14 protein-coding genes are annotated in these 16,084 nt (G+C 42.9%); 2 read left to right on the forward strand and 12 right to left on the reverse strand.

All coding sequences use genetic code 11. The features are described from left to right. Positions 1 to 103: 103 nt before the first annotated feature. From DW738_RS04490 to trpX, 9 genes are all read right to left on the reverse strand, one after another. Positions 104 to 1,318: an ABC transporter permease gene (locus DW738_RS04490; RefSeq protein WP_123160451.1), complete on the reverse strand. Its 1,215-nt coding sequence runs from the start codon at positions 1,316 to 1,318 to the stop codon at positions 104 to 106. Continuing rightward, complete coding sequence (locus DW738_RS04495; protein ID WP_123160452.1) at positions 1,315 to 2,208, reverse strand: ABC transporter ATP-binding protein; 894 nt, start codon at positions 2,206 to 2,208, stop codon at positions 1,315 to 1,317. The genes DW738_RS04490 and DW738_RS04495 overlap by 4 nt, the downstream gene beginning before the upstream one ends. 11 nt (positions 2,209 to 2,219) lie before the next feature. Continuing rightward, positions 2,220 to 3,017 (reverse strand): DUF3169 family protein, encoded by a 798-nt coding sequence (locus DW738_RS04500; RefSeq protein WP_023023780.1) that lies wholly within the window; start codon positions 3,015 to 3,017, stop codon positions 2,220 to 2,222. A 2-nt stretch (positions 3,018 to 3,019) separates the two neighbouring features. Further along, positions 3,020 to 3,229, reverse strand: a complete 210-nt coding sequence (locus tag DW738_RS04505; protein WP_003002675.1) for a helix-turn-helix transcriptional regulator — start codon at positions 3,227 to 3,229, stop codon at positions 3,020 to 3,022. Positions 3,230 to 3,241: 12 nt separating this feature from the next. After that, complete coding sequence (locus tag DW738_RS04510; protein WP_120701778.1) at positions 3,242 to 3,550, reverse strand: hypothetical protein; 309 nt, start codon at positions 3,548 to 3,550, stop codon at positions 3,242 to 3,244. A 235-nt stretch (positions 3,551 to 3,785) separates the two neighbouring features. Continuing rightward, complete coding sequence (pheT, locus tag DW738_RS04520) at positions 3,786 to 6,191, reverse strand: phenylalanine--tRNA ligase subunit beta (RefSeq protein WP_123160454.1); 2,406 nt, start codon at positions 6,189 to 6,191, stop codon at positions 3,786 to 3,788. Positions 6,192 to 6,348: 157 nt separating this feature from the next. Further along, positions 6,349 to 6,864, reverse strand: coding sequence for a GNAT family N-acetyltransferase (locus tag DW738_RS04525; RefSeq protein ID WP_123160455.1), 516 nt, complete (start codon positions 6,862 to 6,864; stop codon positions 6,349 to 6,351). A 2-nt stretch (positions 6,865 to 6,866) separates the two neighbouring features. Then, positions 6,867 to 7,913, reverse strand: a complete 1,047-nt coding sequence (pheS, locus tag DW738_RS04530) for a phenylalanine--tRNA ligase subunit alpha (protein WP_123160456.1) — start codon at positions 7,911 to 7,913, stop codon at positions 6,867 to 6,869. Between the two features lie 314 nt (positions 7,914 to 8,227). Next, positions 8,228 to 9,232, reverse strand: a complete 1,005-nt coding sequence (gene trpX / locus DW738_RS04535) for a tryptophan ABC transporter substrate-binding protein (RefSeq protein WP_042361425.1) — start codon at positions 9,230 to 9,232, stop codon at positions 8,228 to 8,230. A 546-nt stretch (positions 9,233 to 9,778) separates the two neighbouring features. On the opposite strand from trpX, the gene DW738_RS04540 reads away from it, so the two are divergent. Beyond that, the gene (locus DW738_RS04540) at positions 9,779 to 11,440 is read left to right on the forward strand and encodes an NFACT RNA binding domain-containing protein (protein ID WP_123160457.1); all 1,662 of its coding nucleotides are present in this window, start codon (positions 9,779 to 9,781) and stop codon (positions 11,438 to 11,440) included. Positions 11,441 to 11,610: 170 nt separating this feature from the next. On the opposite strand, the gene budA is transcribed toward DW738_RS04540, so the two are convergent. The 3 genes from budA to DW738_RS04555 form a co-directional block, all read right to left on the reverse strand. Beyond that, on the reverse strand, positions 11,611 to 12,342 hold the full coding sequence (gene budA, locus DW738_RS04545; protein ID WP_023027055.1) for an acetolactate decarboxylase: 732 nt from the start codon (positions 12,340 to 12,342) through the stop codon (positions 11,611 to 11,613). A gap of 134 nt (positions 12,343 to 12,476) precedes the next feature. Further along, entirely contained in the window at positions 12,477 to 13,715 is a 1,239-nt protein-coding gene (locus DW738_RS04550) for a tetratricopeptide repeat protein (protein WP_023027056.1), read from the reverse strand. Beyond that, entirely contained in the window at positions 13,705 to 14,874 is a 1,170-nt protein-coding gene (locus DW738_RS04555; RefSeq protein ID WP_048691022.1) for an AI-2E family transporter, read from the reverse strand. Before DW738_RS04555 ends, DW738_RS04550 begins: the two co-directional genes overlap by 11 nt. A gap of 175 nt (positions 14,875 to 15,049) precedes the next feature. Here DW738_RS04555 and DW738_RS04560 point away from each other — a divergent pair, with 175 nt between their 5' ends. After that, entirely contained in the window at positions 15,050 to 16,060 is a 1,011-nt protein-coding gene (locus DW738_RS04560) for a lactonase family protein (protein ID WP_042361161.1), read from the forward strand. Positions 16,061 to 16,084: the final 24 nt, after the last annotated feature.

The raw sequence follows: 16,084 nt of genomic DNA on the forward strand, positions 1-16,084 counted from the left end.
TACGCTGATTTCATCAGCTTTTACAGCCCTACTCAACTGTGCGGAGGTGGGACGTCGAAATCGAATTCTAACGAATTACCGATTTCTGTCCCACTCTCCTCTTTTAGCGATAGCTTAAAGCTTTTTTAACAGTCTTGACTAAACCTAGGTCATCTGTTTGTAAGATGAGGCTTGAATAGATTTTTCCAATGATCATGGTGCCGAGGAGCGTGAAGGCCAAGGCAATTCCGAATGATCCCCATGATTCAAGTTCACTTGCATAGCCATTGATGGTACGGAATGGCATGAAGAAGGTTGAAATGAATGGAATGTATGATCCAATCTTCAACAGAAGGACATCTCCTGCACTACCCAAGGTGGTTACTCCAAAGAAGCTAAAGAACACTAACATCATCAGTGGCGAAATCGCTTTTCCTGTATCTTCTGGACGAGCAACTGTTGAACCTAGGAAAGCTGAAAGAACCACGTACATGAAGATTCCAAGAATGATCAAGAATAAGGTATTCAAGGAAATGGATTGTCCAATATGTTGGGTGATAGGAGAGTCTGGAGATAAGATATCTTTCACAAGAGGAATGGAGTCTCTAAACATCCAAACGCCTCCCAATCCGACTGCATAGATACCAATATGAGTACAAATGACTCCGAAAAGACCAATCATGCGAGCATAGAAATAGTGAGTTGCGCGAATGCTTGAGAAGACCACTTCCATAATCTTGGTCCCTTTTTCACTGGCTACCTCTTGAGCAGTGATACCTGAATAAAACATCAGAATCATGTAGATAAGAAAACCGATTCCTCCAGCTACCACGGTCTGCACCATTTTCAGCCCTTCTTTCTTCTCATCAATTTTTTCAATCAATGAGACCTGTTGCGAAAGGGCTGCTAACTGCTCTTGGCTTAAATCCGCTTTAGAAACATTGAGCATTTGTTGGACCTGACTCAATTTAGCCATAAGGATTGCTTTGAAACCTGGCTTCATGGCATCCTCACTCTGGTAGCGAGCCTCTAGCTGGCCATCCTTTTCTTCAACTGTGAGGATTCCCTTGATTTCTTCCTCTTTCATGGCCTTCTTCGCTGCTGCTTCATCCTTATAGTCAAAGGACAAGCCATCGGTCCCTTTCAAGACTTCCTTGACAGGAGCTTGATCTGTAATCAAGGCGATGTTGCTTTTCGCAGATGTAGAAGATCCGACGAAATAGTTCACTCCAATCGTCAATCCGAAGAAGAGAAAGGGAGTAAGCACCATCAGTAAAAAGCTCCATGATTTCACTTGGCGTAAATAAGTTTCTTTGATAACAATCAGCATCTGTTTCATACTTCTACTCCTGATTCTAGTTTAAAGATTTCATCAATGGTTGGGGCTTGTTGGTCAAAGGTTGCTAGATAGCGACCCTTGGTCAACTGATCAAAGAGGTCCGGACCTGCTGTTTCATCATCCAATACCAACTTCCAAAGGCCTTGCTTGGTCATGGTCACCTTGGTCACGTGAGGCAGCACTTCCAACTCCTCTTTACTGAAGTCATTGGATACGAAGAGACGAGTCTTCCCGAAGCTATTGCGAACTTCTTGTACGGGACCTGAGAGAATCACAGATCCATCACGAATCATGACCAACTCATCACAGAGTTCTTCCACATTGGTCATGACGTGGTCAGAGAAGATAATGGTCGCACCACGCTCTTTTTCTTCAAAAATGACCTGCTTGAGCACTTCTGTATTGACAGGATCCAGTCCACTAAACGGCTCATCCAAGATGATTAATTTTGGCTCATGGATCATGGTAATAATCAACTGCACCTTTTGCTGATTCCCTTTTGAGAGGCTCTTAATCTTATCGGTTAATTTTCCTTTTACTTGGAGCTTTTCCATCCAGATTGGAAGTTTCTCCTTGACCTCAGAAGTTGACATTCCTTTAAGATTAGCAAGGTAACGGACTTGCTCATAGATGGTCAACTTAGGCATGAGGCTCCGCTCTTCTGGTAGGTAACCAATTTCTTTATAGGTTTCTTGACTGATTGCTTGGCCATCCAATTGGATATCGCCACTGTAGTCAAGGAAGCGGAGGATACTATGAAAGATAGTGGTCTTCCCAGCTCCGTTCTTCCCGATCAAACCTAAGATGGATCCTTTTTTCGCAGTCAAGTCAATCCCGAACAAGACTTGCTTCTTGCCAAAACTCTTTTCTAAATTTCTAATTTCTAACATGAATGACTCCTTTACTCTTTATAATAACGTTTGGTAATCTTGTATTGTGAAATAAGGATATAAATATAGAGAATGGATACGACGAACAAAGCTAAGAGGATATCCGTTTTGAAGGCGACCCCAATGAGGAGGAGAGCAGGGAGAAGGCTCGGCAAGATATAATTGCTTAACTTAATGATAATTTCATAGTTTTCCTCGTAGCTAATCTGCTTTTCTGCTTCATCCATCATACTCATCATAAATTCCCGCACTTCCTTGGCATTGGCATTGCGGGGAATCGGTTTTCCATAAATCAGATGGAAGGTCTTGCGAAAGAAGATATCCGATAGGAAAAATAGGGCAAACAAGACAAGAAAGAGATAGAGCATGGAAAACTCTCCAAAGATAAAAGCCAAGTGCCCTGTGGAAGGTCTATCCATATACACCAATTGACTATAAAAAATGACGACTAAAAAGTATGGCAAGATCATGATACCTTTAAAAATGGTCGCTAACCCATACAGTTTTTCCTTCTGGATGTCATAGTGATAGGCTTCGTCTTCGTCTTCTATCTGGAGTATTTTTTGATGGACTTTTCTCGCGCTTATTAGTAAGGCTATCGTGACCATAAACAAGATAAGAAACAAAAGTATTGAGCCCAAAAGGAGTACTTCTTTACTAAAGAAGGATTGGATTTCAAGGGGCTTTTCGGATCCGAACATGACTGTCAAAAAACCAATGACTCCTCCAATCAAGCCAGAACCTGTGATGATTCCGACATTTCTCCAAAAACGGTAACAAGCAGATTGTTCTTGTTGTTGCTTTTTCATTGTTATTCCTCTCCCTCTACTAGACTAAAGACATTCTCCACCGGTTCCTTGAAAATTTGGGCGATGGTGATGGCAATAATAACCGAGGGGGTGTATTCTCCCCGCTCCAAGAGACTGATGGACTGGCGTGAGACTCCTGCTAGCTTAGCTAGCTCGGATTGGTTGAGCCCATCACGCGCCCTCAGCTCTTTCAGTCGATTTTTTAAAATCATGGCATCCGCCTCCTATAGTTGAATACCTTGAATATCTTCGATACGGACTAACTTGGTTTCCTTTTCTTTTTTCTTATTTTCACGGCTTAATTTGACCCAATCTTCATCGATATCGATAATTTCATATTCGGTTCCAAAACCATTTACTGTAACAGTGACCGTTTGGCCTTTTAATTCTTCTAAAAGTCTAGACATATCTTGATTTCCTTTTAATTGTTTTTCCAATCGTCTGATGCGTTTGTTCAACCTTTTTATCTTCTTTTCTGAGCTTGCATAAAATATAACCAAAAAAGGGATAAAAAGAATCCACATGGCTCCCATAAGAAAACCTACCCTTCTTTCAACTAAAATTATTGTAACACTTCTTTTTCTTTTTGACAAGTATATTTGTCAAAAAAATAAAAATATTTGTCAAAAATAGAAGGATGATTGACATGGATATTTTGAGTACTTAAAGGAATTTCTTTATTTTTATAGGGTTTTAAGCCCTCAAACATGCAAGTTCTGCAAGAAAAAAACAGTTGAGTAATTCTCAACTGTTTCAAATTTTTACGATTTACCGCACTTCTGCGTCTACTTTTTCTTCAAGGGAAGCTTGGATTTTTTCCATGTAGCGTGCGACTTCTTCGTCTGTCAAGCTATCTTCTGGATTTTGGAAGGTCAAGCTATAAGCCATAGACTTCATTCCGACACCCAGTTTTTCGCCTGAGAAGACGTCAAAGAGCTTGATGTCTGTCAAGCGTTTCACGCCCGCAGCTTGGATGGCATCGACCACCTCTTGGTGGGTCACTTCTGCTTTGAGGAGAAGAGCGATATCACGGCTCACCGCTGGGAACTTGGTAATTTCCACAAATGGAGCGGCTGGTTGAAGGGCTGCTTCGATAGCTGAAAGGTTAAGCTCTGCTACATACGTCTCTGGAATATCATAAGCCTTAGCCGTTACAGGATGCACTTGACCGAGGAAACCAAGGACTTGGTCACCGAGTGAAATCAAGGCTGTCCGTCCTGGGTGAAGACTCTTGATCTCTTGCGTTGCTGTATAAGTCACCTCAAGACCCAAGCGAGCAAAGAGGGCTTCCAAAATTCCTTTAGCATAGAAGAAATCAACTGGAACAGCTGCCGTTTGGAAGTCTTTTTCAGCGACTAAACCTGTCAAAGCAAAGGCAAAACTGTTGATTTCGTTTGGCAATTCTTCTTTTGGATTTCCAGTTTGCTCGAAAACTTTTCCGATTTCGTAAAGAGCCAAGTCTTTGTTCTTACGAGCCACGTTGTAAGCAACGGTATCCAAAATACCTGAAACCATATTTTGACGAAGGACTGAACGATCCACAGTCATTGGCCACATGAGCTCAGTTAAGTTGCTTGGTGTAGTCGTAAATTCAATCGCTTTTTCAGGTGTTGTCAAAGCATAGGTGATGATTTCAGTCAGTCCTGCTCCTTCTGCAATGGTGCGAACTTTACGACGCAATTTTTGAGTAACAGTCAATTCACCGGCTGTCCCATCGTCTTTTGGTAGACTAGTTGGCAAGCGGTCATAACCATAGATACGGGCGATTTCTTCAAAGAGGTCCGCTTCGATGGTGATATCCCAACGGCGACGTGGTACGCTAACTGTGAAGCTATCTGCATTTCCAGAAAGACCAAATCCAAGACGACGGAAGACATCTTCTACGTCTGCATAGGAAAGTTCTGTACCGAGGACACGGTTAACGTCTGCAAGGGTGGAAGAAACCTCTACATCCGAAGTATCCAACTGGCCTGCTGAAACGATACCTTTACGAACAGTCGCACCAGTCAATTCAGCAATCATGCTTGCTGCCGCATCAAGGGCTTCATTAACAGTTGCCACGTTGATGCCTTTTTCAAAGCGAGAAGATGATTCCGAACGAAGGTTGAGGCGACCGCTGGTTTTACGGATTGATTTGCCATTGAAGACAGCAGCTTCAAGGACAACACGACTAGAGTTTTCAGAGATTTCTGTAGCCTGACCACCCATGACACCTGCAAGGGCTACTGGTTTGTCAGCAACCGTAATCACGAGGTCACTTGCTTCCAACTCACGTTCTTCCCCATCCAAGGTCACCAATTTTTCACCAGCACGCGCTTCACGCACACGAATGTCGGTCCCTTCAAAGGTATCCAAGTCAAAGGCATGCATGGGCTGACCAAAGTAAAGCAGGATATAGTTGGTCACGTCGACGACATTGTTAATCGGACGGATACCTTCGTTCATGAGGAGGTTTTGCAACCATTGTGGACTTGGTGCAATAGTCACATTGTCCAAGATACGGGCTGCATAGTAAGGTGCCTTGTCTGTGTCAATGCTGACTGAAAGAGCATCTGCTGCAGCTTGGTCTGTTTCTGTTAAAGTAAATTCTTTGAAGGTGACTGCCTTGTCATAGATGGCTGCCACTTCGTGCGCCACTCCACGCATTGAAAGGGCGTCTGCACGGTTTGGAGTGATGGAAAGTTCGATGATTTCATCATCCAAGTCTAGGTAAGAGAATACTTCCTCACCTGGTACTGCATCATCCGGCAAGATTTGGATGCCATCTGCGAATTCCTTCGGTACAACTGAGTCAGAAATACCCAATTCACCAAGTGAACAGATCATCCCTAATGACTCTAAGCCACGGATTTTCCCTTTTTTGATCTTGTAGTTATCCGCGATGCGGGCACCCGGAAGAGCCACCATGACCTTGATACCTGCGCGCACATTTGGTGCTCCACAGACGATTTGACGGGCTTCTTCTTCACCCACATTGACTTGGCAGACATGAAGATGAGTTTCTGGCACATCTTCACAAGACAAGACTTCTCCGACGACAATTTTTGAGAGACCAGCAGCTGGTGATTCCACACCTTCTACCTCGATCCCTGTAGTTGACATTTTTTCAGCCAACTCTTGTGATGGCACATCAATGTCCACCAATTCTTTTAACCATTTATAACTAACTAACATATGTAAGATACCAAGGGCTATGCTGAAATCTTGATGACTTTCCTAGATTTCTTTTGGCCCTCGTTTAGATCCTTTCATTTTGTGTTTTCCAGCTCGAGGCTGGCTTAGGAAGGTCTAGTAACCTCCCCTTCTCTAGAATAGAAGATTCTTGTCCATTCTAGGTCAATTTCTTTCTCAACAACCAATCTATATCCACGGTATCTCCGGTAATATACTGGTGTTCACTAAATCGTTCAAATCCAAATCTGTAGTAAAAATCTTGCGCCTTAAAGTTGCGTTCCCAGACACCTAGCCAAGCCCATTCAAAGCCACGGCTTTTCGCTTGATCCAGCGCAAAGGTAAACATTTCCTTGCCGAAACCAGCCCCATGATATTCCTTTTTGACATAGATCCGTTGGATCTCAAAGGACTTGTCCATCTCTACTGGCTCCGTCTGCGCTTGCCCCCAGTTGATCTTGAGAAAACCACAGATTTCGTGTTCTTCATTGAGGACAAAATAGGTTTCGGATTCTGGATCTAACAGATCTTTCTCGATTTGCTCCAAAGAGAGCACCGTAGAGAAGTACTCTTCTAAATCTTCCTCAACAATATAGGGACCAAAGGTCTCCCGATAGGTTTCCACCTCTAGGTCACGTAAGGTCTGCAATTGATCGATTTTTACTCTAACTAACATGATTATTTAAACTGTTCTGAGAAGCGAACATCTCCTTGATAGAAGCCACGGATATCATTGATTCCATAACGAAGCATGGCGACACGCTCCTGACCAAGTCCAAAGGCGAATCCTGAATAGACTGTTGAATCAATACCACTCATCTCGAGCACGCGTGGGTGAACCATACCGGCCCCCATGATTTCGATCCAACCTGTCTTCTTACATACATTACATCCCGCTCCACCACATTTGAAGCAAGAGACATCTACCTCAACGGATGGCTCTGTAAATGGGAAGTAAGAAGGACGCAGACGGATTTGACGTTCTGCACCAAACATCTTCTGCACGATCAACTGAAGCGTTCCTTGAAGGTCTGCCATAGAAATGTTCTTCCCAACAACCAAGCCTTCGATCTGATGGAACTGGTGACTGTGGGTCGCATCATCTGTATCCCGACGGAAAACACGCCCTGGCGAGATCATCTTCAAAGGCCCCTTGCCAAAGTCATGCGCATCCATGGCACGCGCTTGAACTGGCGAAGTATGGGTCCGAAGCAAGATTTCTTCTGTGATGTAGAAGGTGTCTTGCATATCCCGTGCGGGGTGATCCTTTGGCAAGTTCATGCGTTCAAAGTTGTAGTAGTCTTTTTCGACTTCAAAGCCATCTACGACTTGGTAGCCCATCCCGATAAAGATATCTTCGATTTCTTCACTGGTTTGGGTCAAGACATGACGGTGACCACTTGCAACTGGACGTCCAGGAAGGGTCACATCGATACTTTCACTAGCCAATTTGGCTTGGACTTTCTTTTCTTCCAAGAGCTTAGCTGTTTCTTCAAAGGCAGCAGTCAAGACATCACGGGCTTCATTGACGTGTTTCCCGATGACCGGACGCATCTCAGCCGAGACATCTTTCATCCCTTTGAGGATCTCGGTCAGAGAGCCTTTCTTCCCAAGGACAGAGACGCGTAGCTCTTGCATCTCTTTTTTATTTTCAGCAGAGATCTGCTTCAAGGCTGCCAGCGTTTCTTCTCGAAGCGCTTTTAGTTGTTCTTCAATCGTTGACATATTTCCTCCATCATGGTCCTCACTCAGACATAGAAAAAACCACGTGCCACACCCATATTCGGAGCGTTGACACGCGGTACCATCCGTTTTTTATCTGAAACTCAGACCTTAATTTCTAAATCCTTGCGCAAGTGAATTCACTCAGCTTTCATGCAAAGAGCTTTCAGTCACGGCTCTTCTCCCTGTTGCACTTCCCTTGAGGTACTAGTCTTGCAGATTTCTATTCAGTTACATTCTAGTTTAGCAGATTTTACAAAAAATGACAAGTGAAGCCTGTTTTTCTTCACTTGCCATTCTTGTTATTCGTTTGGTTTTTATTCGATGACTTGTCCAGCTTCTTTCAAGACAGATTCTGGAATGGTAATGCCTAATTCTTCTGCCACTTTTTTGTTAATGACAGACTTACCATCTGTGAAGATTTCAACTGGTGTGTCAGCTGGTTTTTGACCTTTCAAGATCTTCGCAGCCATTTTACCAGTTGCCACGCCAAGATCATGCTGGTCTACGACCACAGATCCTAAACCACCTGCTTCGACCATGGCTGTCGCACTTGGGAAGATTGGTTTTTTAGCTGTTTTGTTTGCTTCAACTACCGTTGAGAAGGCTGATGCAATGGTGTTATCGATTGGAACCCAGATAGCATCCACTTTACCAGTCATGACAGAAACCGTTGAAGCAATTTCATTTGTAGAAGGGACTGAATAAGGAACTACTTTGTAGCCTGCTTTTTCAGCCAATTTTGTAAATTCTTCTACTTGAGTTTTAGAATTATCTTCACTGGTTGAGTAAAGAACCCCGATTGTTTTCACGTTTGGAGTCAACTCTTTGATTAACTTCAACTGTTGTTCCGTTGGGTTGTGGTCAGATACTCCTGTGATATTGCCACCAGGTTTTTTCAAATCTTTGACCAAGTTTGCGCCGACTGGGTCTGTGATAGCACCCATGACGATTGGTTTGTCCTTAGTCGCACTAGCCAAACCTTGAGCAGATGGGGTTGCGATTCCGATCAAGACGTCATTGTTGTTTTGGACCAATTGCTTACTCATGGTTGCAACCTTGTTTTGGTCTCCTTCCGCATTGAGGAATTCGATCTCAATCTTGTCCTTGTCGTAGCCTTCTTCAGCCAAGCCATCTTGAATCCCCTTGTAGATTTCGTCTAGCGATGGGTGGCTGACTAACTGTAAGACACCAACTTTTACCTTTTTGGTTCCATCTGTTTTATTCGCATCATTTTTATTTGTCAACATTGGGTAAACAACAGCTACCAAAATAACAGCTAGTAAAGCACCAATCATTCCCAATACACGTTTGTTTTTCATATTTTTTACCTCTATCATTTATTTTTTCGTTTTTTTTCATCTTTGTTAAAAACTGAGTCGCCATCGTTTCTTCATCTTGTTTTCTCCCTTCTTTTTGAAACAAAAAACACGCCCACACATAGCGAAAGCTATGTGAGGACGTGTCATCGCGGTGCCACCTCACTTATGGGAAAATGGATAAACTCCTCCCACATCTCTGTCTTGTCTAGCAACAAGTTGCACGATAAGGTGTGCCGACCGAATTTTTATTGTTTCAAATTCATCTCATCATTAGTCCAATTTCATAAATGTCCACTACCCACTTTCACCAACCGTGAGCTCTCTAATAAATTTTCATTTACTACTTTTCTAATTGAATCCATTGTAAATGTTTCTGTAAGCCTTGTCAATACTTTTTTATGTTTTTTTTGAAAACGTTCGGCATTTCCTGAAAATTTTTTCCTAGTGAGTTTGTTTTTACCAGATGTTTACCCTTCTTCTTCCTAGGTTTTCAGGCACTTTTTTGATATAATTTACTAGAACTAGTCTAGAATGTTGAGGAAACCCATGTCTTTTGATGGATTTTTTTTACACCATATGGTGAATGAATTACAAAGCGAACTCTTAAATGGTCGCATCCAAAAAATTAACCAACCCTTTGAACAAGAGTTGGTTTTACAAATTCGTAGCAACCGCAAGAATCAAAAACTCTTGCTTTCTTCTCACTCTGTTTTTGGACGGATCCAACGGACCCAGACCAACTTCGAGAATCCTGCCTTCCCCAATACCTTTATCATGGTCATGCGCAAGTATCTCCAAGGAGCAGTCATTGAGCAGATCCAGCAAGTGGAGAATGACCGCATTTTAGAAATCGCCGTCTCTAATAAAAATGAAATTGGAGATGATATCTCTGTGACTTTGATTATTGAAATCATGGGCAAGCACAGCAATATCATTCTTCTGGACAAGGCGACAGGAAAAATTATCGAAGCAATCAAACATGTTGGCTTCTCTCAAAATAGCTACCGGACCATTTTGCCAGGCTCGACCTATCTAGCTCCTCCAAAAACCGATGCGGTCAACCCTTTTACAATCAAGGACGAAGCATTATTCGCCTTTCTCCACCGGGAAGAGTTGACACCTAAAAACCTTCAAACTCATTTCCAGGGTCTTGGTCGAGATACTGCTCAAGAATTGGCCAGTCGATTAGAAACTGGAGAAAAACTAAAAACCTTCCGAGCATTCTTTGAAGCTCCAACAGATCCTCGTCTAACGAAAAAATCCTTTGCTGCTCTCGCTTTTGCTGATAGCCAGGAGGAAACCTTTGAGACCTTATCGGATCTCCTCGACCACTATTACTTAGACAAGGCCGAGCGCGACCGGGTCCAACAACAAGCTGGAGAACTCATTCGCAAGGTGGACAATGAACTAGAAAAAAACCGGAAAAAGTTGGCCAAACAGGAAGCTGAACTAGCAGCGACAGAAAATGCCGAAGACTTCCGACAAAAAGGGGAGCTTCTCACCACCTTCCTCCATCAAGTCCCAAATGATCAAGATCAGGTCACCTTGGACAACTACTATACCAATCAACCTATCACCATTGCTTTGGATAAGGCTTTGACCCCCAGTCAAAATGCGCAACGCTACTTCAAGCGTTACCAGAAGTTAAAAGAAGCTGTTAAACATTTGACCTCTCTCATCCAGGAAACCAAGGAAACCATCTCCTACCTGGAAACAGTCGAAACCGCTCTGGCCCAAGCAAGCCTTTCTGAAGTCGCCGAGATTCGAGAAGAGCTGATCCAAACAGGCTTCATCAAACGACGCAACCGAGAAAAGATCCACAAACGCAAAAAACCAGAGAAGTATTTAGCTTCTGACGGAAAAACCATTATCTTGGTCGGCCGAAACAATCTTCAAAACGAAGAATTGACCTTTAAGATGGCTAAGAAAGATGAACTCTGGTTCCACGCCAAGGATATTCCAGGTAGTCACGTGGTTATTACTGGTAACCTCAATCCTTCAGATGAGGTCAAGACAGATGCAGCTGAGCTAGCAGCTTATTTCTCTAAGGGACGCCTCTCTAATCTGGTCCAAGTCGACATGATTGAAACCAAGAAACTCAACAAACCGACCGGAGGAAAACCTGGATTTGTAACCTATACTGGTCAGAAAACACTACGGGTCACTCCTGAAGAAGAAAAAATTAAATCCATGCGTATAAATGAATAATAAAAAAGAGGCTGGGACTTTTGTCCCAGCTTTTCTCATATTGATGATAAAAAGTTTCAGTGTATGTTTGAATGAACCTCAAAGTATACCTCATTTTTTAAGCATACTAAGGTTCTTATATGTAAAATAACTTTGTCTACATTTTAAAAGGTTGAGAGACGCTCAACCTTTTATTCTGCTTTATTGATATCCTCTTTGACCTGATCAACATTAAACTTAGCAAAGAGATATTGGCGATCCTGGACAGGGAAACGTTGATCCAATTGATCAATGGCCCCAACTTCAACAATCCCTTCTTTGATAACAAAATCCATGACATGACCTCCGAAGGTATGGTCATCTGAGATAAAGTGAAGGTGATAGCCTGCTACACTGACCCCATGGAAAATCTCTGGTGTCCAAAAACCAACAATAGTTCCTGTAACATTTTCTCGCGTAAATTCAGGCTGATGGGTCGCCACATCTGCAAATTTGGTGTCTGAAGTTGATTTGGGAATCATACGCACATGCATCTTGGCAAAATCACCGTGAATCTTGATGGAACGAAACAAATTTTCGCCATCATAATAAGATTCAATGCGAGCCTCTAATTCCTCATCCGTCATTTCAAAGCGCTGACGAAAAATCACTTCGGCCTGATGGGGAACGATGGCCGCATAAGGGACTGTCGCATCCGGGGCCACTTCCACAATCTCTGGCTCCTCCCCTGATCCCTTAGCTTGGTAGGCCTTGCCATCTAAGACAATCAGTTCGCCATCAATGGAGTCCAGGGTCCCAATTCCAAGATCTCCATGCTCTAGTAATTCTTTAATGGTAAAGGATCCTCCATAGAGACCAGCCATCAAAGCCCCCAAGGTATTGTATTGAAACAATTTCACCGGTTCCATTATCTTCTCCCTCATTCATCTTGTCTTCTTTTCAGCCCTTCCAGTATACCACATTCTTAAGGACAATGACAGAAAGACTGATTAAAAAAGAGCGGGCCAGAACAAGGATGCACACTTGTTCTGATTCCCGCCCTTCAAGGGTCAAGTAGTTAATCTTCTAACAGACTCTCATAGAAAGCTTGCATTTGCCCATCATCTGGGACTAGCTGCAAATAGCCTTCTGCCACTTCCCGGGCTTTTGCGATTTGTCCCAACTCTCTCAAGAGGTAACTATAGCTTTCTAAGTACTCTGGATTTTCTTTCAAATCTGGGTAGAGCTCTTCATAGATCGGAGCCGCTTTTTCAACCTCTTCGAGTGCTACCAAGGCACGAGCGATATTCCAACGGGTGACGACATTTTCCACTTCCACTTCTTGCCATTCAAGGACGTCTTCATAACGTTCCTGTTCCAAATAAAGAGTTGTTAGGCGAAGGGCGATATCTTCAAGATCCTCAGCAACTTCTTTGGCTTCTAACAAATACTTCTCTGCTTTTTCTGGCTGGTGCAACTCGTAGGCCAATTGGGAGGCTAGAAGGAGGAGATAAGCGTCAAAAGGATTCTTTTGGATCCCTTGCTCTGCTATTGCTAACGCTGTTTCTCGGTCATTTTCAGCTTGAAGAGCCAAGGCATAGCCGTATTCATACCCTTCAAAGTCTGGCGACAGTGTATCAATCTGCTTGAAGTAGATCAGAGAACGTTGATACTCTTCTCGGTCAGAGAGAAGGGTTGCCAATTCATAGGCAATCTGGTCATCAAACTCAATTTCCAAGGCCTTTTCTAAAAACTCAATAGCAGACTCAAACCGACCCAGATTCGCATAAGCATAGCCAATCCGCTGGTATGTGGAAATGCCCGTTTCTTCTAAAATGAGACGGTTGTCTAACTGAGCATACTCTTGAATGGCTTCTTGGTAATTTTCAAGTTCTAAATCAATCTCTGCCAAGCCTAGTTGAATAATAGGGTCATCTGAAAGAGTCGCTGCTTCCATCAGTTTTTCTCGAGCCACATCTGCCAAGCCCTCACTTTGGTAGAGGTCTGCCTTGACTAAGAGACTGGCTAGATACCATTCCGAACTTTCCGGGATTTCTTCCAAATAAGCAAAGGCTTCTTCCATTAGTCCATCTTCCGCTACGATAGTGGCTAGACTCAGATAGACCTCTGGATAATCATCTCTCAGATGCAAGTAGGTTTGCTTGGCTTCTGGGTAAAAACCAATACTTTCAAAATATTGTCCCAATTCTAACAAGGTAGCTGGATCATCTTCTAGCAAAGCCTTATCCAAATAAGCTGGCAGACGATCTAGCTCTTGTTTCTCAATTGCTTCTAGAATTTTTTGACTATTCTTCACTTTGAATTTCCTCAACTTCGTCCTTTTCGTACAAACCACTGACCTCTTTATACCATTCAAATAGAGCACTGATGACTACTTTAGCCGAAGCATAAACCGGGATTCCTAAGAAGACTCCCCAGATTCCAAACATAGAGCCAGAAGTAATCAATACAAACAGAATCGTGATTGGGTGGATATTGAGCTGACTCCCCAAGACAAGTGGGGAAACGAAACGTCCCTCGATTGTTTGCTCAACAATAAAGACAATGACGACTTTGACAAACATCTCTGGTCCTGCCACCAACCCCAAGACTAAGGCTGGGAGCATGGCCAAGAAGCTGCCCAAGTATGGTATCAAGTTCAAAAAACCAGCGGTTACACCGAGTGTCACAGCGTAACGAAGCCCAATGATCTTAAGCAGAAGAATAAACATTAAAGCTACGATGATAGCAACAGTAATCTGACCTCTGACATAATTAGCCAATTGTGTATTGACATCAGACAGTACTTTGTCTGCAGATTTACGAATCTTGGTTGGCAAGAAACGGATGATTTGCCCTTTTAAGTTCTTTCCATCTCTCAAAAGATAGAAGACGATAAAAGGCATAATAATCAAAGCGATAATGACCTGAGAGGCGACAGTAATCAGATTGCTGACCCAGTTGACTGCTCGGGCGGAAAAAGAACTCGCCCAACTGGTAATATTCTGCGACAATTGGCTGGTCCATTCATCCAGCTGAGGCTTGATTTCTGGCGACACTTTGTTGTCTAAGACATCATCGATGGTCCTATTGGCCTTTTCCAAGTAATCTGGCAGGTTCTTCATAAAACTAAGAACTTGATGTTGAATAGCTGGAATAGCGACAGCCAAGCCCCATAAAATGAGAAGCGCGATCAAAATAAAGACGATGGAAATTGCAATGATCCGTTTGACTCGGTGCCTTTCCAAAAAGTCCACGATTGGATTTAACAAATAATAGAGGAGCCCTGAAATAATGACTGGTAGCATGACTGCTGCTCCAAACTCTAACAGGGGTGTAAAAATAAAACTAATCTTGCTGAGAACTAAAATATTCAATCCCATCAGTAAGGTTACTAGAAAAACAGTAATGGCTTTATTATCTACAAACCATTTAAAAAACCAGGATAAACTAAAATCTTTTTCTTTATGTTCCACGGGAATCTCCTTCGTTTTCAATCTGTCTTTATTTTAGCATTTTTAGTCCATAATTTCACGATATAGCTGAAATGTGAGCTTTTTTTTAATGCTTAGCTTGTCAATCCTTCACCTAATCGTTTTCCATCCCCTTCTTTTCTGATATAATGGAGCTATCAACAAAGTCGAGGTGCATGTGATGCAAGATATTTATTTCGGAACCTATACCAAACGAGACTCTAAAGGAATTTATAAGGCTTCCTTCGATGAAAGAACTGGTCAACTTAGCGACTTAGAACTAGTTGCTCAAGAGCCAAACCCAACCTATCTCGCTTTTTCAAAAGCTGGTTTCTTATACAGTGTGGGTGCGGAGCAAGGTCTTGGCGGCATTGCAAGCTTTAGTCCTGATCACCAGTTAATCAATCATGTGGTCGAGGAAGGGGCGCCCCTCTGTTATGTCTCTGTTGATGAGGCGCGTGGCTTGGTCTATGGAGCTAACTACCACAAGGGACAAGTCCTCTCATATCGCATCCATGAAGATGGTCATTTAACCTTTGTCGACCAAGCGACTCATCAGGGTTCTGGACCTCACGAAAACCAAGCGAGTCCCCATGTACATTATGCAGATCTCACTCCCGATAAGCTACTCATCACTTGTGATTTGGGTACCGATCAAGTAGTGGTCTATCAAGTCGATGATCTTGGTAAACTAACGAAGACTCAAACCTATCAAACAGCTCCAGGTGCTGGTCCACGTCATATCATTTTCCACTCTCATTACAAGACCGCCTACCTCATTAACGAATTAAACGCTACCATCGATGTCCTTTTCTATGACGGACTTGGCTACTTTGAACATTTCCAAACCATCTCAACCCTACCTAAAGAGTATGAAGGTCAAAAATGGGCCGCTGCTATTCGCCTCTCAGAGGATGGGAAATTCCTCTATGCCTCAAATCGTGCCCATAACTCCATTGCAGTTTATGAAATCTTGGCAGATGGTAGCTTAGTGCTTCTGGAAATCGTTCCAACCAATGGACTCAATCCACGTGATTTCATTCTTAGTCCGGACCAAGAATATCTCATTGCAGTTCATCAAGATTCAGACAATGCCACTGTTTTTAAACGCGATAAAACGAGTGGTAGATTGACTGAATTAAGCCATGATTTCCACGTACCAGAGGCGGTTTGTGTCCTCTTCAACTAACAATCAAAACGCTTGCTAGTTTGG

This window comes from Streptococcus sp. AM28-20, from assembly GCF_003603595.1.
Classification (GTDB): Bacteria; Bacillota; Bacilli; order Lactobacillales; family Streptococcaceae; genus Streptococcus; species Streptococcus ilei.

Bases quoted from the DNA above. Each gene is read 5' to 3' on its own strand.
- budA (WP_023027055.1), bottom strand. From the start codon at position 12,342: ATGAGGGAGAAGATAATGGAACCGGTGAAATTGTTTCAATACAATACC.
- pheT (WP_123160454.1), bottom strand. From the start codon at position 6,191: ATGTTAGTTAGTTATAAATGGTTAAAAGAATTGGTGGACATTGATGTG.
- DW738_RS04525 (WP_123160455.1), bottom strand. From the start codon at position 6,864: ATGTTAGTTAGAGTAAAAATCGATCAATTGCAGACCTTACGTGACCTA.
- DW738_RS04500 (WP_023023780.1), bottom strand. From the start codon at position 3,017: ATGAAAAAGCAACAACAAGAACAATCTGCTTGTTACCGTTTTTGGAGA.
- DW738_RS04540 (WP_123160457.1), top strand. From the start codon at position 9,779: ATGTCTTTTGATGGATTTTTTTTACACCATATGGTGAATGAATTACAA.
- pheS (WP_123160456.1), bottom strand. From the start codon at position 7,913: ATGTCAACGATTGAAGAACAACTAAAAGCGCTTCGAGAAGAAACGCTG.
- DW738_RS04490 (WP_123160451.1), bottom strand. From the start codon at position 1,318: ATGAAACAGATGCTGATTGTTATCAAAGAAACTTATTTACGCCAAGTG.
- DW738_RS04505 (WP_003002675.1), bottom strand. From the start codon at position 3,229: ATGATTTTAAAAAATCGACTGAAAGAGCTGAGGGCGCGTGATGGGCTC.
- trpX (WP_042361425.1), bottom strand. From the start codon at position 9,232: ATGAAAAACAAACGTGTATTGGGAATGATTGGTGCTTTACTAGCTGTT.
- DW738_RS04495 (WP_123160452.1), bottom strand. From the start codon at position 2,208: ATGTTAGAAATTAGAAATTTAGAAAAGAGTTTTGGCAAGAAGCAAGTC.
- DW738_RS04510 (WP_120701778.1), bottom strand. From the start codon at position 3,550: ATGGGAGCCATGTGGATTCTTTTTATCCCTTTTTTGGTTATATTTTAT.